18 protein-coding genes are annotated in these 16061 nt (G+C 71.5%); 12 read left to right on the top strand and 6 right to left on the bottom strand.

The window, feature by feature from the left end:
- The first annotated feature begins 116 nt into the window (after nucleotides 1-116).
- Nucleotides 117-1451, top strand: a complete 1335-nt coding sequence (locus tag SGA01_RS33175) for a tol-pal system YbgF family protein (protein WP_255325315.1) — start codon at nucleotides 117-119, stop codon at nucleotides 1449-1451.
- Nucleotides 1452-1532: 81 nt separating this feature from the next.
- Here SGA01_RS33175 and SGA01_RS33170 read toward each other — a convergent pair whose 3' ends face one another.
- From SGA01_RS33170 to SGA01_RS33160, 3 genes are all read right to left on the bottom strand, one after another.
- Nucleotides 1533-1799 carry a hypothetical protein gene (locus tag SGA01_RS33170; RefSeq protein WP_141301273.1) on the bottom strand — a complete coding sequence of 89 codons (267 nt, stop codon included), beginning with the start codon at nucleotides 1797-1799 and terminating at the stop codon, nucleotides 1533-1535.
- A gap of 84 nt (nucleotides 1800-1883) precedes the next feature.
- Nucleotides 1884-2513, bottom strand: coding sequence for a class I SAM-dependent methyltransferase (locus SGA01_RS33165; RefSeq protein ID WP_141301271.1), 630 nt, complete (start codon nucleotides 2511-2513; stop codon nucleotides 1884-1886).
- Between the two features lie 47 nt (nucleotides 2514-2560).
- Complete coding sequence (locus SGA01_RS33160) at nucleotides 2561-2989, bottom strand: ATP-binding protein (protein WP_167534234.1); 429 nt, start codon at nucleotides 2987-2989, stop codon at nucleotides 2561-2563.
- Nucleotides 2990-3073: 84 nt separating this feature from the next.
- On the opposite strand from SGA01_RS33160, the gene SGA01_RS33155 reads away from it, so the two are divergent.
- The 4 genes from SGA01_RS33155 to SGA01_RS33140 are packed head-to-tail and all read left to right on the top strand — an operon-like array spanning nucleotide 3074 to nucleotide 4874.
- Nucleotides 3074-3913 carry a helix-turn-helix domain-containing protein gene (locus SGA01_RS33155; protein ID WP_141301269.1) on the top strand — a complete coding sequence of 280 codons (840 nt, stop codon included), beginning with the start codon at nucleotides 3074-3076 and terminating at the stop codon, nucleotides 3911-3913.
- Complete coding sequence (locus SGA01_RS33150) at nucleotides 3882-4157, top strand: DUF397 domain-containing protein (RefSeq protein WP_141301267.1); 276 nt, start codon at nucleotides 3882-3884, stop codon at nucleotides 4155-4157. Before SGA01_RS33155 ends, SGA01_RS33150 begins: the two co-directional genes overlap by 32 nt.
- Before the next feature lie 2 nt (nucleotides 4158-4159).
- Nucleotides 4160-4618 carry a hypothetical protein gene (locus SGA01_RS33145; protein WP_141301265.1) on the top strand — a complete coding sequence of 153 codons (459 nt, stop codon included), beginning with the start codon at nucleotides 4160-4162 and terminating at the stop codon, nucleotides 4616-4618.
- Nucleotides 4611-4874, top strand: a complete 264-nt coding sequence (locus SGA01_RS33140) for a hypothetical protein (RefSeq protein ID WP_141301263.1) — start codon at nucleotides 4611-4613, stop codon at nucleotides 4872-4874. The genes SGA01_RS33145 and SGA01_RS33140 overlap by 8 nt, the downstream gene beginning before the upstream one ends.
- Here SGA01_RS33140 and SGA01_RS33135 read toward each other — a convergent pair.
- Complete coding sequence (locus tag SGA01_RS33135) at nucleotides 4854-5297, bottom strand: DUF4259 domain-containing protein (RefSeq protein WP_141301261.1); 444 nt, start codon at nucleotides 5295-5297, stop codon at nucleotides 4854-4856. The two genes, SGA01_RS33140 and SGA01_RS33135, sit on opposite strands and share 21 nt — an antisense overlap.
- A gap of 134 nt (nucleotides 5298-5431) precedes the next feature.
- Between SGA01_RS33135 and SGA01_RS33130 the strand changes: the two genes are divergently transcribed.
- Nucleotides 5432-6430: an endonuclease/exonuclease/phosphatase family protein gene (locus tag SGA01_RS33130; protein ID WP_141301259.1), complete on the top strand. Its 999-nt coding sequence runs from the start codon at nucleotides 5432-5434 to the stop codon at nucleotides 6428-6430.
- Between the two features lie 18 nt (nucleotides 6431-6448).
- On the opposite strand, the gene SGA01_RS33125 is transcribed toward SGA01_RS33130, so the two are convergent.
- Entirely contained in the window at nucleotides 6449-6850 is a 402-nt protein-coding gene (locus tag SGA01_RS33125; RefSeq protein WP_141301257.1) for a cupin domain-containing protein, read from the bottom strand.
- A gap of 136 nt (nucleotides 6851-6986) precedes the next feature.
- Here SGA01_RS33125 and SGA01_RS33120 point away from each other — a divergent pair, with 136 nt between their 5' ends.
- Nucleotides 6987-7316, top strand: coding sequence for an FKBP-type peptidyl-prolyl cis-trans isomerase (locus tag SGA01_RS33120; RefSeq protein WP_141301255.1), 330 nt, complete (start codon nucleotides 6987-6989; stop codon nucleotides 7314-7316).
- 38 nt (nucleotides 7317-7354) lie between these two features.
- Nucleotides 7355-8368 (top strand): GlxA family transcriptional regulator, encoded by a 1014-nt coding sequence (locus SGA01_RS33115; RefSeq protein ID WP_141301253.1) that lies wholly within the window; start codon nucleotides 7355-7357, stop codon nucleotides 8366-8368.
- A 22-nt stretch (nucleotides 8369-8390) separates the two neighbouring features.
- On the opposite strand, the gene SGA01_RS33110 is transcribed toward SGA01_RS33115, so the two are convergent.
- A complete protein-coding gene (locus SGA01_RS33110) occupies nucleotides 8391-9485 on the bottom strand; it encodes a phage baseplate protein (protein ID WP_229917566.1) in 1095 nt (364 codons plus the stop codon).
- A 206-nt stretch (nucleotides 9486-9691) separates the two neighbouring features.
- On the opposite strand from SGA01_RS33110, the gene SGA01_RS33105 reads away from it, so the two are divergent.
- The 4 genes from SGA01_RS33105 to SGA01_RS33090 all read left to right on the top strand — a co-directional run bounded on the left by SGA01_RS33105 (nucleotide 9692) and on the right by SGA01_RS33090 (nucleotide 16057).
- On the top strand, nucleotides 9692-11863 hold the full coding sequence (locus SGA01_RS33105; protein ID WP_141301251.1) for an acyl-CoA dehydrogenase family protein: 2172 nt from the start codon (nucleotides 9692-9694) through the stop codon (nucleotides 11861-11863).
- Between the two features lie 12 nt (nucleotides 11864-11875).
- Nucleotides 11876-13078, top strand: a complete 1203-nt coding sequence (locus SGA01_RS33100) for a lipid-transfer protein (RefSeq protein ID WP_141301249.1) — start codon at nucleotides 11876-11878, stop codon at nucleotides 13076-13078.
- 137 nt (nucleotides 13079-13215) lie between these two features.
- Nucleotides 13216-14697, top strand: a complete 1482-nt coding sequence (locus tag SGA01_RS33095; RefSeq protein ID WP_141301247.1) for an MFS transporter — start codon at nucleotides 13216-13218, stop codon at nucleotides 14695-14697.
- Between the two features lie 10 nt (nucleotides 14698-14707).
- Entirely contained in the window at nucleotides 14708-16057 is a 1350-nt protein-coding gene (locus SGA01_RS33090; protein ID WP_141301245.1) for a phospholipase D-like domain-containing protein, read from the top strand.
- Nucleotides 16058-16061: the final 4 nt, after the last annotated feature.

Raw genomic sequence — 16061 nt, 5'->3', positions numbered from 1 at the left:
ACCTCTCCTGCCTGGGCCTCGGTTACGTCTTCCTGCGCAACTGGATCGGTGCCGCGGTCTGCTGGGTCGCCACCGCCGCCCTGCTCGTCCTCGCGCTCCCCGCCGACGTCGACGGCGTGCCCGCGGGCCTCCTCATCGGCTACGGCGCCTTCCTGCTGCTCGCCGCCGCCGACGGGGCCCGGCGCGGACTGCGCGCGACCCTCAGGCTCGGCGCCTCCTTCCGGCGCCTGGCCCTCCCGCTCGCCGTCGTGCTGCTCGCCGTCCCCGCGGGCGGTTCGCTCGCCTACGGGGCTGCCCGTGACGAGGCGCGCGAGCAGGCGCTGCTCGACCGGCTCTCCGCCGCGGACGCCGAGGTGAAGTCGGCGGACGGTCTGCCCTTCGACAAGGCCGAGCCGCTCCTCACCAAGGCGCTGGACGCGTACGAGGACCTCGGCACGAAGCACGCGGGCTCGCGGGCCGGCAAGCTCGTCCCGGCGCGGCTCGACGCGTACTACGAGACGGTCTCCGGCCCGTACGAGAAGAAGACGTACTGCGAGGCGATCACCCCGCTCAAGCACCTGCGGGGGCTCGCCGACTCCTTCGACAAGGGCCTCCTGGGCTCCCGGCCCGCCAAGGCCGACGAGCCGCTGGCCCACTCCCTCTACGAGTGCGGGACGGCCGCGCTCGCGGTGGACACCGCGAAGCCGACCGCCGCCGAGAGCCTCAACGAGCTCCTCGGCACCTTCCCGAAGTCGAGCCACGCCACCCGCGTCGAGCCGGCGGTCCGGGAAGCGGTCAAGAAGCGTACGGACGTGCTCGACAGCTCCACCGACCCCTGCGTCGCCACGGCCGAGCTCCGCACCCTCAGGACGACCCTCAGGGACATGACGGACGCCTCCCTCGACGGCGTCACGCGCGAGGCCGTCGCTGGCGTCCAACGGGGCGACTTCGCCTGCGGCACCGACCAGTTCAAGGACAAGAAGTACGAGGAGGCCATCAAGACCATGACCGAGTACGCGACGGCGTACCCGGACAGCCCGCAGGCCGCGCACGCCCGCTCCATCGCCATCGCCGCCGAGATCGCCGACGAGGAGCCGGCAGCCGGCAAGCGCCTGCCGCCCTCGGAGGTTCCCGGCGGCTCGCGGATGATCCTGGTCGTGAGCAACGACGGCCCGGGCGCGGTGGACCTGCTCTACACCGGCCCGATGACCGGCAAGGTCACGCTCAAGACCTGCACGACCTGCACCAAGTACCCCGGCCCGATCTTCTCCCAGGGCAAGAAGATCAAGGCCTGCCAGGGCCCCGCCTCGAAGTACCCGAAGGCGACCCTGCTGCTGCCCGCCGGTGACTACCACTTCCTCCAGAAGCGCGCGGGCACCGGCTCGTCCTACAGCGACACCAAGACCAGCAAGGTCAAGATCGAACCGGGCTACAGCTACACCAACTGCCTGTACGTGACGTCGGGCTACTGACGCCCGCGTACCGGCGACCGCGTACCGACGGCCGTTCCCCGAGGAGGGGGCGGCCGACGGGCCGTCCCGCCTGCCGCGTACCTACCGCGTACGCCTCCGCAGGGCGACGAGCCAGACGGCCCCGCCGACGAGGGCCGTGGCGCCCAGGCCGAGCATCACACCCTCGCCGACGCTGAACGCCTTCATCTCCTCGTACGTGCGGGAGTGGGCGCCGGTGCGGCGAACCGTCGTGCACGCGTCGCCCGGGGACATCTCCTCCCCGTCGCAGTGGGGAGTCCCCAGGCTGTTGAAGGTCATGAGGAGCAGAAGGATCCCGAGCCCCATGGTCAGAACCGGCGGCTTGCTCATGACACAGTCCCCCCGTCGTGTGCGCGTGGGGACAATCCTGCGGCCGTGCGGGACGGGCCGTCCAGGTCCATACCGGCCGGGGCGTCAGCGGCGGCGCAGGACCCGCAGCGAGTCGGTGACCGAGACCTCGTCGAAGTCGCCCGACTCCAGGGCGCGGAGGTAGATCCGGTACGGGGCCTGGCCGCCGTCCTCCGGGTTCGGGAAGACGTCGTGGATGACGAGCAGGCCCCCGGGGGCGACCTTGGGGGCCCAGCCCTCGTAGTCGTTCGTGGCGTGCTCGTCGGTGTGCCCGCCGTCGATGAAGACCAGGCCGAGCTGCCCGCCCCACGCCTTCGCGACCAGCGGCGACCGGCCGACGACCGCGACGACGTGCTCTTCGAGCCCTGCCTTGTGCAGGGTCCGGCGGAAGGTCGGCAGGGTGTCCATCAGCCCCACCTCAGGGTCGACCACGGTCGGGTCGTGGTACTCCCACCCCGGCTGCTGCTCCTCGCTGCCCCGGTGGTGGTCCACGGTCACCGCGACCGTCCCCGCCTGCCGGGCCACGTCCGCGAGCAGGATCGTGGACCGCCCGCAGTAGGTCCCGACCTCCAGGAGCGGCAGCCCGAGCTTCGCGGCCTCCGCGGCAGCCTCGTACAGCGCGAGGCCCTCCCCGACGGGCATGAAGCCCTTCGCGGCCTCGAAGGCGGCAAGGATCTCGGGCGCGGGCACGGACATGATGGGCTCCTACTGGCGAGTACGCGGTTACGGGCGCCTATCGTGCCCTACGCGTGCCCCGGCGCGCCCTCCGCGTCGCACTCGAACCACACCGTCTTCCCCGTGGCCGTCCCGTCGACCCCCCAGCGGTCCGTCACCGCCTCCACCAGCGCGAGCCCCCGCCCGCGCTCCTCCAGCGGACCGGCGAGCTTCGCGATCACGACCCCGGGGACGGCATCCGCGACCTCCACCCGCAGCCCGTACGGCTCCCGCAGCATCAGGACGGAGCAGCGCCGGCCGGGCACGTGCCGGACGACGTTGGCGACGAGCTCGGTGAGCGCGAGCGTGGCGGAATCGGACAGCCGGTCGAGCTCCCAGCGGGTGAGGAAGATGCGCAGGATGCGGCGCATGTGACCGGCGGAGTGCTCACCGACGGTGAACCCCATCCGGTAGCTGGTGGCAAGTACCGGAGGATAGAGGTCAGTTGCGTGATTCATGCCACCAGGGTGGGGCGGCGTCGTTACGCTCGGCTACGGACTGAACGCAACGCCTCACCGCGTGAGCTTGGGGGTGACCTCGCCGTGGTCAACATCCGCAACCTGGATCCCAGCGCCTCGCCGCTGGACTACTACGGATCCGAACTCCGCCGCCTGAGAGAGGAGGCGGGCCTCGGCCAGGCGCAGCTGGGCTCGATCCTCTACTGCACGGCCTCCCTCGTGGGCCAGATAGAGACGGCGAAGAAGGTGCCGACCCGCCAGTTCTCGGAACGGCTGGACGCGGCGCTGATGACGGGCGGGGTGTTCACACGGCTGGTGGGGTTGGTTCTGAAGAGCCAGTTGCCGACGTGGTTCCAGGCGTATGCGGAGATGGAGGCGAAGGCGACGTACATCTCGACGTACCAGTCGCAGTTGGTCTACGGCTTGCTCCAGACGCCCGCGTACGCGAGGGCTGTGCTGGGCGTCGACAGCCCGGTGCGGCTGGACGAGATGGTGGCGGCCCGGATGGAACGCCAGCGCATCCTGGAGCGGGAGCACCCGCCGGTGCTGTGCGTCGTCCTCGACGAGGCGGTGCTGCACCGGGAGATCGGCGGGGCGGAGGTCATGCGGACCCAACTCGCCCACCTGTTGGGCTTTCGCGACCACCCGTGGGTGCAGGTCCAGGTGCTGCCATTCGCAGTCGGCCAGCATCCGGGCTTGCTGGGTTCGTTCAACCTCCTGCGCTTTGAAGATGACCCGGACCTCTTCTACGCGCCGGTGTACGGCGGGGGGCATATGGCGGCTGATCCGCAATCGATCAGGGAGCGGTCCGTCAGTTACGCTCGGCTGCAAGCCACGGCCCTCTCCCGCGAGGACTCGGCAGCGCTGATCAAACGCGTGATGGAGGAACGGTATGGGCACCAGTCAGGACCTGAGGTGGCGTAAGTCGTCCTACAGCGGCCCCGATGGCGGCGACTGCATCGAGTGCGCCCCCCTCGGCACCGCCGCCTGGCGCAAGTCCTCGTTCAGCGGTCCCAACGGCGGCGAGTGCATCGAAGTCGCCGACCTCACCGCCCACATCGCCGTCCGTGACTCCAAGAACCCCGAAGGCCCCGCCTTCCTCTCCACTCCCGCCGCCTTCACGGCCTTCGTGCGGGCCGCCGCCGAGGGGCGCATCGGCGGGCGCTGACCGTGGCGACCCTCATAGGGACGATGATCCTCGCCATCGGCCTGCCGGCCTGGGCGGGGATCACCTACGTCGGGCTGGTCCGGGCCCGGCGGGGCGACGCGCTGCCCGAGCCCCAGCTGCCCCGCGCCCGCCGCACACCCGTCAGGAAGGCCGCCTGGACCGCCGGGCTCGCCTACCTCGCCGGTGGCGCGCTGCACCTGTACGGGCTGTCGTATCTGCCGTTCCTCCAGCCCGAGGACGCGTGCTGGTTCAACGCGGGGGCGATGGTCGTCCCCGACTCCAGCAGCGCGCTGCCCGTGAGCCTGGTGTGCCACGGCGAGGAGGTCGTCCCGCCGTGGGTCAACCCCGGGCTCCTCGTCCTCGCGGTCACCGCCGTCGGCGCCACCGTCACGAGCATCGTCCTCGCCCTGCGCCGGCCTGCCGCGCAGGATGGAGCGGGAGGCCAGGTGCAGGGTGAGTGATCTGGCAAAGGTGGCCGACGAGCTGAGGGTGGCTCACGCGGAAGGCAAGGGCGCAGTGGAGTTGGCCTTGCTTTCCATGGCCAAGTTGGGTCCGGCGTTCGGCGTCATTTCTTTCATCGCCGTATTCCGTATGGCGTTTGATGTGCCGATTCACGTTCTTCAGCGGGCGCAGGCGTGGGAGCGGTTCGGCGGGGGAGGCGTCCAGATTTCCGACCAGGAGTTCTCCGCCCTGCTCTCACCTCGGCTCACCGACTGACGAGTCCGACCCCGTGTTCGCTCCGTCCAGGACCGCCCGGAGCTTCCGTATGCCCGCCTTCCATTCCTCGCCGTCCGACTCCTCCCACAGCTCCAGGAGCTCCGACTCCGGGCCGAGTACGCGGTCGAGGGCGGCGACGGCCAGCGGGCGGAGTTCCACCGGGAGTTCGGGAAGGGGCTGCTTCGGGCCGTACGCGGTCGTGACCGGGTCGCCGCCCGGGCACTGCGCGGCGACCAGCGCCGCCGAGGCGACGGCCTTCACCGCGAAGTACGAGTCCAGGAATTCGTCGTCGCCGGTCGAGGTCACCTCCTGGAAGGCCTCGCGCAGCACCTCCGCGCGCTTTTCCGCCGGGGCCTCGTCCACGCGGTACGAGAAGTCCGCGGCGGTGTCGCTGTCGAAAGGTCCGATGTCCCAGGTGCCCATGGTGTGTTCATTCCCTCTGTTCGCGTTCTTTCGCGTGCTGTGGGCATCGTGACAGGCCCCACTGACAGCGCCCCGGGACGCGGGCGGCCGTGCGAGGATGCGCCGTCCGTTGCCGATCATGAAAGGACGTGCCCATGCGCGCGTCGTTCAGAGCGCTGCTCGCCGCGCTCTTCTCGATAGGTCTGCTGCTCACCGCCGGGACGGGGTCCGCCCAGGCCGACGAGGTCACCCCGGAGACCGCGAAGCCGCTGCGCTTCATCTCGTACAACGTGTGCGGGGCGAAGTGCCCCCTCCCGGTGGGGACGGGGACGGAGGCCGAGAAGACGGCGGTCAAGGCCGCGTGGGTGTCCGGTCTCGTCGCGGAGGTCGACACCTGGGACTCCGACCTGGTCATGCTCCAGGAGCTCTGTTACGGCCAGTGGAAGCTGATCCGTGACGCCCTGGCCCCGGCCCAGCGCGCCGGAAAGGCTTCCTACGACACGGTGTGGGGGTCGTCGCTGGCCTCCGCCTCCGGCTGTGACCAGTGGGACCCGGTCGACCGTCGCTTCGGGCTCGCGATCTTCTCGAAGGGCCAGGGCTCGGTCGTCCCCGGCACCCGGACCGTGACGTTCCTCCCCGAGGTGCCCACGGCCCCGACGGAGGACCGCATCCTCCTGTGTGCCCAGACGGCCCTGGACGGCCGGACGGCCCGCGCCTGCAACACCCACATCGACTTCCACGACGCGACCACGGCTCTCCAGGTGCCCAAGGTGGCCGAGCTCGTCGAGGCCGCCCGGCAGGACGGCGAGCCCGCCGTCCTCGCGGGAGACTTCAACCAGCTGCCCGAGCACGCCGACATGAACGCCCTCTACAACCACGGGACGGGTTCGACCGGCCGGTTCCAGGAGGTCGACGAGAACGACAAGGAGGAGTTCACGGTGAGCGTCGACTGCCCCGAGACGGCGGTCCGCTGCCGCAGCGGTGAGGAGACCGCCAGCACGGCCTGCTCGGCGCACACGACCGAGAACAGCAAGATCGACTACCTCTTCCTGAGCTACGAGTGGTTCAAGACCGTGCAGGGCGACGCCCTGCCCTGCACGTCGGGGCTGTCCGACCACCATCTCCTGCGCGGTGCCGCGGCCTGGGAGAAGTAGCCGAGCGGCCTCCGGGAGTCAGGCGTCGAGCGCGTGCCCTGTCGTCGCGTCGACGTGTCCCGGAAGGTCGTCGTGGCGGTCGCCGACCGTCGAGGTCCCCGTGGGTTCGAACATGAGGATGGCCGCGCCGGCGGGGGCGTACGGCTTGTGCTCCGTGCCGCGCGGGACGGTGAAGACCGAGCCCCGGGGGAGCCGGACCGTGCGTTCCCCCGTCGGCTCGCGCAGGGCGAGGTGCAGCTCGCCGTCGAGGACGAGGAAGAACTCGTCGGTGTGGTCGTGGGCGTGCCAGACGTGCTCGCCCGCGACCTTGGCGACGCGGACGTCGTAGTCGTTGACGTGCGTCACGATGCGGGGGCTCCACAGGTCGTCGAAGGAGGCCAGGGCCCGGTCGAGGGCGAGGGGATCGTTGCCTTTGCTCATACGGTGATCGTCGCCGGTGGAGTGCGGGCCGCGTGAGTGCCAGGAATCGCACAGGTCGCAAGAATCCTCGCAGGTACGTATCGTCGCCATCGCTACATATCCGCCATGACCGCGCACAGCCGAGAAGAGGAACACCATGGGAGTCACGCGAGAAGTCATCGAGGCCGGGGACGGCGAGAACTTCCCCGAGCCCGGCGACGTGGTGACGATGCACTACACGGGCACGCTGGCGAAGAACGGGAAGAAGTTCGACTCGTCCCGGGACCGGGGTGAGCCGTTCGTCAGCCAGATCGGTGTCGGCCAGCTCATCCAGGGCTGGGACGAGGGCGTCCCCCAGATGTCGCTGGGCGAGCGTGCCACGCTGACGATCACCTCCGACTACGGCTACGGCGACATGGGTGTACCGGGCGTGATTCCGCCCAAGGCCACGCTCGTCTTCGACGTGGAGCTCCTCAAGATCAACTAGTGGCCGCCGGTCATCCGGGCGAGTGCGAGGGATCGCCCATGCCGTACGCATCCCCGCGGGGAGCCTCCGCCGACGGTCTCCACCGGGTCGTCGTGATCGTCGACGCCAACTCGAACCCCTTCGAGCTCGGCTGCGCCACCGAGCTCTTCGGCCTGCGACGCCCCGAACTCGGTCGTGAGCTGTACGACTTCCGTCTCTGCTCGCCCGAGCCGGACACCCTCATGAGGGACGGCTTCTTCACCCTCTCCGGCGTCGCCGGCCTGGAGGCGACCGAGGTGGCGGACACCGTGATCGTCCCCAATCGCCCGGACGTCGAGGTGCCGCGCCGCCCGGCCGTGCTCGCCGCCGTCCGGCGGGCGCACGCGCGCGGCGCGCGCCTCGTCGGCTTCTGCAGCGGCGCCTTCACGCTCGCCGAGGCCGGGGTGCTGGACGGACGGCGGGCCACCGCGCACTGGCAGTGGGCGGACTCCTTCCGGGAGCGCTTCCCTGCCGTGATCCTCGAAGAGGACGTGCTGTTCGTCGACGACGGCGACATCCTCACCGCCGCCGGCAGCGCCGCCGCGCTCGACCTCGGGCTGCACGTCGTCCGGCGGGACCACGGCGCCGAGATCGCCAACGCCGTCAGCCGGCGCCTCGTCTTCGCGGCGCACCGGGACGGCGGGCAGCGGCAGTTCGTCGAGCGGCCCGTGCCCGAGATCCCCGACGAGTCCCTCGCTCCCGTCCTGGCCTGGGCGCAGCAGCGCCTCGACGAGCCCCTGACGGTCGCCGTCCTGGCCGCCCGCGCCGCCGTCAGCCCCGCGACCCTGCACCGCCGCTTCCGGGCGCAGTTGGGTACGACGCCGCTGGCCTGGCTCACGGGGGAGCGGGTCGCCCTGGCCTGCCGGCTCATCGAGCGGGGCGAGGTGCGTCTCGACGCGGTCGCGCGGAGCAGCGGGCTCGGCACGACGGCGCACCTGCGGGCCCTGATGCGCCGCGAGACGGGCCTCGCCCCGTCGGAGTACCGGCGCCGGTTCGGCCCCGGGGGCGGTCCCGTGGCCGGTCCCGGCTCCTGAACTCGCTGCGGCGCCGGCGGGGTCAGAGCTGGATCAGGGAGTCCTTGTAGTAGACCGACGCCTCGCGCTGCCCCGGTGTCTCTCCCGAGGCGAAGCCCATGCAGAGGCGGAACACGTCGGGTCGGGACGCCTGGGGGATCTGGATGGCCAGGCCCTCGGGCTCACGGAACGGCAGGGTGTAGCCGGCCTTGGAGTGGAACGTCGTGACGATGCTCCCGGTGTTCAGGTCGACCGAGGTCAGATGGGTGTTGCCTTCGCCCGGCGGAGATATGACGATCTTGGGCGTCGACGGGTTGTCGTCGTGGTCCTGGGTGTAGCCGTAGGAATTGCCGTGCAGCATGTACAGGTACTGCCCGGCCACCGCGTATCCCTGGAACGACGGCTTGCCGAAGCGGTTGCGGTCGATCGAGATCGCGGGCTCGGCGATCTCCGCCAGCGGAGTGCCGAAGTCCCCCGCGCGGGCCTTGGCCAGATCGTAGATCCGGTAGTGCATCCCGTTCAGGCTGTACCGGACCACCAGCCGGTTGTTGATCGGGTCGATGCTCGCGGTGTTGTTCACGCTGCCCGGTACGGGGGTGAACTTCTGGAGCGAGGTGCTGGTGGCGTCCAGCGGCGTGCTGGAGGAGGCGAACTTGAAACGGCACAGCCGCCGGCCCCGGCTCGTCTCGTTCGCGGTGTCCTGGACGGCGTCGACCTCGGTCCACAGGTAGGTGCTGGTGCCGGACGGCTCGACGCCGAATCCGACGCCGTGCCCGAAGCCGCGCAGATACATGTAGCCCGTGATCCGGCCGGTGCCGCCGCCGTCCGCGGCGTCGGCGCCGAGGGTCCACTCGGTGATCGCGAGGTCGCCGTGCAGATCGCGGGTGCCACCGGAGAGGGGCGCCGACTCCCCCGCCAGCTGACGGCCGCCGCCGATGAGCTGGGCGTAGTAGAGCCGACGGTTGACGTTGTCGAACCCGATGGACTGGATGACGGTGCCCTCGTGCACGGCCACCTCGCGGAAGTAGGCCGGGCCCGTGTTGCCCTCGACCCTGATCAGCGGGGACGCCGGCAGACCGTCCGCCGCGCTCGCGGGCCCGGCTCCCGCTCCGATACCCGCGACGGAGAGTGCGGTCACGCCGCTCAAGGAAAGGAAAGTGCGCCGATTCAGCCGACTGTCGCTCATGTTGCTTCCCGTCATCGAAGGCAGGCGAAACGGAAGCATCCTTTCAGGCGACCGAAGTCCCGGCGACACCGGGCGATTTCGTCGGTCCGCCCCGACCACCCGGATCCGATCCGTATCTGACCTTCCGTCAGAATGGAACGTGTTCTAGTCTGCGGCGCATGGGCATCGCCATCACGCACGAACAGCGGGAGCTCGCCCGATCCGTCCGCGGCTGGCTCACCCGCGCCGTACCTCCCGAAGAGGTCCGCAAACACCTGGACGTCCCCGCCGCCGCCGCGGGCCGGCCCGCCTACTGGGACGCGGCCGTCGCGCAAGGGCTCCTCGGGCTCCATCTCCCCGAGGAGCACGGCGGCGGGGGCGGCGGTCTCGGAGACCTCGCCGTCGTCGTGGAGGAGGCCGCCCGGGCGCTGCTGCCCGGTCCTTACCTGCCCTCCGTCCTCGCCGCCGAGGTCCTCCACCGCGCCGGACAGGGGGAGTTGGCCGCCTCGATCGCCGGCGGGGAGCGGATCGCGGCCGTCGCCCTCGGGGGCACGGGCAGCCTCGCCGCCGTCCGCACCGCGAGCGGCTGGCTCCTCGACGGCGCCCCGCCCCCCGTCCTCGGCGGCGGCCAGGCCGGGCTCGTGATCCTCAGGGCGGCCACCGCCGACGGCTCCGTCTGGCTCGCCGTGGACGTCGCGGACACCGAAGGGCTCGCCGTCCGGGCCCACGAGAGCGCCGACCCGACCCGGCCCACCGGCGAGATCACCGCCCGCGCCGCACACGTGCCCGCCGCGCGCGAACTCGCCCTCGACTCCGGCCTCGTACGGGACCTCGCCGCCGTCCTCCTCGCCGCCGACGCGTGCGGAACCGCCGCCCGCGCCGTCGACACCGCCGCCGAACACGCCCGTACCCGCGAACAGTTCGGGCGGCCCATCGGACAGTTCCAGGGCGTCAAACACCTCTGCGCCGACATGCTCGTCCGGCTCGAACAGGCCCGCGCCCTCACCTGGGACGCCGCCCGCGCCGGCGACGACGAGGCCCGCTCCCTCACCGCCGCGCTCGCCGCCGCCACCGCCCTCGACGCCGCCTACACCTGCGCCAAGGACTGCATCCAGATCCTCGGCGGCATCGGCTTCACCTGGGAGCACGACGCCCACCTCCTGCTCCGCCGCGCCGTCGTCGCCCGCCAGCTCCTCGGCGCCGGCGACCACCACCGCCTCGCCGCCCTGCGGTACGCCGCCGACGGCGTCCGGCGCGGCCTCCGCCTCGACCTGCCGCCCGAGGCCGACGCGTACCGGAGGGAGGCCCGCGAGGCCGTCGCCCCCGCCGTCGGGCTCGAACCGGCCGCCGCCCGGCGCGCCCTCGCCCCCACCGGCTACGCGGCCCCGCACCTCCCGGAGCCGTACGGACTCGGCGCCGACCCGCTCCGACAGCTCGCCGTGCAGAAGGAGTTGGAGGCGGCCGGGATCGCCCTTCCCGGGCTCGGGATCGGCGCCTGGGTCGTCCCCTCGCTCCTCGCCTACGGCACCCCTCAGCAGCAGGAGACGCACCTCGGGCCGACCCTGCGCGGCGAGCGGCTCTGGTGCCAGCTCTTCTCCGAACCGGGCGCCGGCTCCGACCTCGCCTCCCTCCGCACCCGCGCCGAGCGCACCGAGGACGGCAGCTGGCGGATCACCGGACAGAAGGTGTGGACGAGCGCCGCCCAGTGGGCCCACCACGGCATCCTGCTCGCCCGCACCGACCCCGCCGCCCCCAAGCACAAGGGGCTGACCTACTTCCTCGTCGACATGCGGAACACCCCCGGCATCGACATCCGGCCGCTCAAGGAGATCACCGGGGACTCCCTCTTCAACGAGGTCTGGTTCGACGACGCGATCCTCCCCGCCGACGCCGTCGTCGGCGCGGTGGACGACGGCTGGCGGGTCGCCCGCAACACCCTCGGCAACGAACGCGTCCACATGGCCGACCAGGTCGCCTTCGACACCGGCCTCGAAGCCCTCATCGAGCGGGCCGCGCAGCACGACAGCTCCGTCCGGGCCCGCATCGGGGGCCTCGTCGCCGAGGCGCACGCCCTCGCCTGCATCGGCCTGCGCACCACCCTGCTCCAGGTCTCCGGCCTCGAACCGGGCGCGGGCGCCAGCGTACGCAAGCTCGTCCAGACCCTCCACCAGCAGAAGGTCGCCGAACTCACCCTCGAACTCCTCGGCGCCGAGGGCGCCTTGCGCGAGGGCCCCGGCGAACGGGCGCTGCACGGAATGCTCATGTCCCGATGCCTCACCATCGCGGGCGGTACCACGCAAGTACAGCTCAATGTCGTCGCCGAGCGCCTGCTCGGCCTGCCGAGAGACTGAGGGGGACCCGCGATGGCCACGAAGGCGTATGTCGTCGGAGTCGGGATGACCAAGTTCGAGAAGCCGGAGACCCGGGACTGGCAGTACTGGGACATGGCGAAGGAGGCGGGCACCGCAGCCCTCGCCGACGCGGGAATCCCGTACGAGAGCGTGGAACAGGCTGCCGTCGGCTACTGCTTCCAGGCCTCCACGGCGGGCCAGCGGGCCGTGTACGAACTGGGCCTGACCGGCATCCCCGTCTACAACCTCAACAACAACTGCGCGACCGGCTCCACCGCCCTCATGACCGCCCGCCAGTTCGTCGAGGGCGGCCTCGCCGACTGCGTCCTCGCCCTCGGCTTCGAGAAGATGGCCCGGGGCTCGCTCGGCGGCGGCGGATCGGCGGGCGAGAACGACTTCAAGACCTCGCCGGTCGCCCGGCACTACGGCATCATGGCCGCCGCCCACGGCTTCGAGATGTCCCCGCCCACCGCGCAGATCTTCGGCAACGCGGCCCGCGAGCACATGGAGCGGTACGGGACGACCGAGGTGCAGCTCGCGGCCGTCGGAGCCAAGAACCACCAGCACTCGGCGAACAACCCCAACGCCCAGTTCCAGGACGTCTACACGGTCGACGAGATCCTCGCCGCCAGGACAGTCCACCGGCCGCTCACCAAGCTCCAGTGCTCGCCCACCTCCGACGGCGCGGCGGCGGCCGTCGTCGTCTCCGAGCGGTTCGTCGAGGAGCACGGGCTGCGGGGGCGGGCGGTGGAGATCGCCGCCCAGGCGATGACCACCGACACCGGCGAGTCCTTCGCCTCCGGCTCCTGCATCGACGCCGTCGGCCGCCCGATGTCCCGGGCCGCCGCACGCCAGGTGTACGAGCGCTCGGGGCTCGGCATCGAGGACGTCGACGTCATCGAGCTGCACGACTGCTTCTCGATCAACGAACTGCTCACGTACGAGGCGCTCGGGATGTGCGAGGAGGGCGCCTCCGGCAAGCTCGTCGAGTCCGGCGCCACCACGTACGGCGGACGCTGGGTCGTGAACCCCTCCGGCGGGCTCATCTCCAAGGGCCACCCGTTGGGCGCGACCGGCCTCGCGCAGGCGACGGAGCTGGTGTGGCAGCTGCGGGGCGAGGCGGGGGCGCGGCAGGTCACGGGGGCGCGGGTCGGGCTCGCGCACAACATCGGCCTGGGCGGGGCGGCGGTGGTGACACTGCTGCGGAAGGCCTAGCGGAGGCCTAGCGGAAGGCGTAGGGGGCGGCGGGAGTCGTCGTGGAGGTCGTGGCGGGGCGCGCAGGGGTGGGGTGACGGTGCGACGGAGGTCGTAGGGCGGAATCCCCATGTACGGGTCCTGGCCGGTCTGCGACCATGACATCCATGCCGCAGACCGACTCCGCCACGAGCGATTCCGCCACGTCCTCCTCCCCTCGCACGCCTCGCCCGTGGCTGGTCGTCCTGACCGCCTGCGCCGCCCAGTTCCTCGTCGTCCTCGACGTCTCCGTCGTGAACGTCGCGCTGCCGTCGATGCGGACCGACCTCGGCCTCTCCGCGTTCGGGCTGCAATGGGTGCTCAGCGCCTACTCGATCGCCTTCGCCGGCTTCATGCTGCTCGGCGGCCGGGCCGCCGACCTCTACGGGCGGAAGGCGATCTTCCTGCTCGGGCTCGGGCTCTTCACCGCCGCGTCCGTCGTCGGCGGCATCGCCCCGGAGGGCCAGTACCTGATCGGCGCCCGCGCCGTGCAGGGCCTCGGCGCCGCCCTCCTCTCGCCCGCCACACTGACCCTCGTCACCGGCGCCGTCGCGGCCGGAGCCGCCAGGACCCGGGCCATCGGCACCTGGACGGCGGTCGGCGCGGCGGGCGGCGCCGCGGGCGGCTTCGTCGGCGGCCTCCTCGTCGACCTGCTCTCCTGGCGCTGGGTCCTCCTCATCAACGTCCCCATCGGCGTCCTCGTCCTCGCCGCCGCGCTGCTCTGGCTCCGCGAGGGCCCCACCGGCACCGGCAGCCGCCACCTCGACCTGCCGGGCGCCGTGCTCGTCACCGGCGGGCTCGCCACCCTCGCGTACGGCATCGTCCAGACCGAGGAGGCGGGCTGGACCGACCCGGCCACCCTCCTCACGCTCCTCGGCGGCCTCGTCCTCCTTGCCGTCTTCGTCGCCGTCGAGGCGCGCACGGCCGCCCCGCTGATGCCGCTGAAGATCTTCCGCAACCGGGCCGTGTCGGCGGCCAACGTGTCGATCCTGCTGTGCGGTTCGAGCTCCTTCGGCATGTGGTACTTCATGACGGTGTACGCGCAGAACGTCCTCGGCTACACCCCGATCCAGGCCGGCCTCGCGCTCGTCCCCAGCTCCCTCAGCGTCATCCTGGGCTCCAAGCTGGCCCCGCGCCTCATGCCGGCCCTCGGCGCCCGCAACGTCGCCGTGACGGGCGCGCTCATCGGGGCGGCGGGCTTCGCCTGGCAGTCGACGCTGACGGTCGACGGCACCTTCCTCGGGACGATCCTCGGCCCCGGCGTCGTGATGATGATGGGCCTCGGCCTGGCCACCACCCCGCTCGCCACGCTCGCCACCTCCCACGCGGGACCCGGCGACGCGGGCCTCGTCTCCGGCCTCGTCAACACCTCCCGCACGATGGGCGGCGCCCTCGGACTCTCGGTCCTCTCCACGGTCGCGGCGGCGGCCAGCCTGCCGGCCTTCGAGACGGGCACCGACTACTCCATGATCGGCACCCCGGACTCGTCGTACCTGGTCCCGGGCTACGCCATGGCCTTCCGGGTCTCGGCCGGGATCCTCGTGGCGGCGTCCGTCCTGATGCTCGCCTGGCTCCCGAAGGAGGCCAAGCGCGCCGGGTGACAATGCCCGGGTGATATCGATCAAGAAGAAGAGCACGAGCGAGAGCAACGGCGCGAGCGCGAGCAAGCGCACGAGCAGGAACGCGAGGACGTTCCGAACGGCCGCGCTGGCCCTGGCCGTCGGCGCGAGCCTGACGGTCGCGCCGTCGGCGTCGGCGGAGCCGGTCCTGGCGGTGACCACCGGCGCCCTGTTCAACGAACCGAACAGCACCGACGCCGCAGCGCGCGGGCGGATCCTCTCCCACCTGGGGGGCCTCGTCGACGGCGCGGAGACGGGATCGTCCATCCGGATCTCCCTCTACCTGTTCCAGTCGGTGTACCTGGCGAACAAGCTGGGCGACGCCCACAAGAGGGGCGTCACCGTCCAGGTCGTCGTCGACGCCGACAGCAGGTCCACGGGGCTCGACACCCTGAAGAGCCGGCTGGCGGACCCGGCGGGCAGCCCCGACTCCTGGGTGCGGACCTGCAAGCCGGAGGAGGCCTGCCTGGCCCTGGACCCGGGCACCACGGAGACGGACCCGAACGGCACGTACGACAACGTCAACCACAACAAGTTCTTCCTGTTCTCCCGTACCAAGGGCAAGGGCGACATCGCGGTCGACGACGTGGTGGTGCAGGGCTCCGGCAACCTCACGAGCCAGGACACCGACGACTGGTGGAACGACGCGCTGACGGTCGTCGGCAACACGGCCCTGTCCGGCGCGTACGGCCAGTACTTCGCCGACCTCGCGGCGGCCGCCGCCGGGCAGACGCCGCAGGTCGCCGACTACGCGCACGACACCCAGGCGGGCAAGGCGAAGGTCTACTTCTTCCCCCGGTCCGGCACCGACACCGTCGTCAACATCCTGGGGACGGTGGCGCCCGTCGGCACCCCGGACTCCTGCGGCGGCAACTCCACGGGCTTCGGCACGACCGACGGCCGTACGAAGATCCGCATCGCCCAGGGCCACATCACCCGCACCGAGGTCGCCCGGAAGCTGTGGGAACTCGCCGAAGCGGGCTGCGACATCGAGATCGTCTACCGGTCCCTCGACAACTGGACCGCCGACGACAAGCCCATGGGACAGGTCGCCAACTGGCTGACCAGGCCGGTGACGGGCAAGGGTCGGATCACCCTGCACCAGCTCGACAACGACAAGCGCGGCGGCTCCGACACCCACACCAAGTACCTGCTGATCGAGGGCACGTACTACGGCGGAGTCAACAAGAAGATCGTCTTCACGGGCAGCCACACCTACACGACGACGGCGCTCAGGTACAACGACGAGACGCTGCTCAAGTACGAGGACGCGGCGGTCTTCGACGCCTACGTGAAGAACTTCGAGGCCCAGCGGTCGGCGGCCCTGACCGAAGGCCTGTAGGACG

It is taken from the genome of Streptomyces gardneri (assembly GCF_006539185.1).
GTDB classification, from domain to species: Bacteria; Actinomycetota; Actinomycetes; order Streptomycetales; family Streptomycetaceae; genus Streptomyces; species Streptomyces gardneri.
This window is presented reverse-complemented; position numbering and strand designations above follow the sequence as displayed.

What these genes read in the sequence shown, in the direction of transcription:
- SGA01_RS33135 (WP_141301261.1), bottom strand. Translation starts at nt 5,297, where the DNA reads ATGGGCACCTGGGACATCGGACCTTTCGACAGCGACACCGCCGCGGAC.
- SGA01_RS33105 (WP_141301251.1), top strand. Translation starts at nt 9,692, where the DNA reads ATGGGCATCGCCATCACGCACGAACAGCGGGAGCTCGCCCGATCCGTC.
- SGA01_RS33120 (WP_141301255.1), top strand. Translation starts at nt 6,987, where the DNA reads ATGGGAGTCACGCGAGAAGTCATCGAGGCCGGGGACGGCGAGAACTTC.
- SGA01_RS33100 (WP_141301249.1), top strand. Translation starts at nt 11,876, where the DNA reads ATGGCCACGAAGGCGTATGTCGTCGGAGTCGGGATGACCAAGTTCGAG.
- SGA01_RS33130 (WP_141301259.1), top strand. Translation starts at nt 5,432, where the DNA reads ATGCGCGCGTCGTTCAGAGCGCTGCTCGCCGCGCTCTTCTCGATAGGT.
- SGA01_RS33150 (WP_141301267.1), top strand. Translation starts at nt 3,882, where the DNA reads ATGGGCACCAGTCAGGACCTGAGGTGGCGTAAGTCGTCCTACAGCGGC.
- SGA01_RS33165 (WP_141301271.1), bottom strand. Translation starts at nt 2,513, where the DNA reads ATGTCCGTGCCCGCGCCCGAGATCCTTGCCGCCTTCGAGGCCGCGAAG.
- SGA01_RS33170 (WP_141301273.1), bottom strand. Translation starts at nt 1,799, where the DNA reads ATGAGCAAGCCGCCGGTTCTGACCATGGGGCTCGGGATCCTTCTGCTC.
- SGA01_RS33160 (WP_167534234.1), bottom strand. Translation starts at nt 2,989, where the DNA reads ATGAATCACGCAACTGACCTCTATCCTCCGGTACTTGCCACCAGCTAC.
- SGA01_RS33115 (WP_141301253.1), top strand. Translation starts at nt 7,355, where the DNA reads ATGCCGTACGCATCCCCGCGGGGAGCCTCCGCCGACGGTCTCCACCGG.
- SGA01_RS33125 (WP_141301257.1), bottom strand. Translation starts at nt 6,850, where the DNA reads ATGAGCAAAGGCAACGATCCCCTCGCCCTCGACCGGGCCCTGGCCTCC.
- SGA01_RS33095 (WP_141301247.1), top strand. Translation starts at nt 13,216, where the DNA reads ATGACATCCATGCCGCAGACCGACTCCGCCACGAGCGATTCCGCCACG.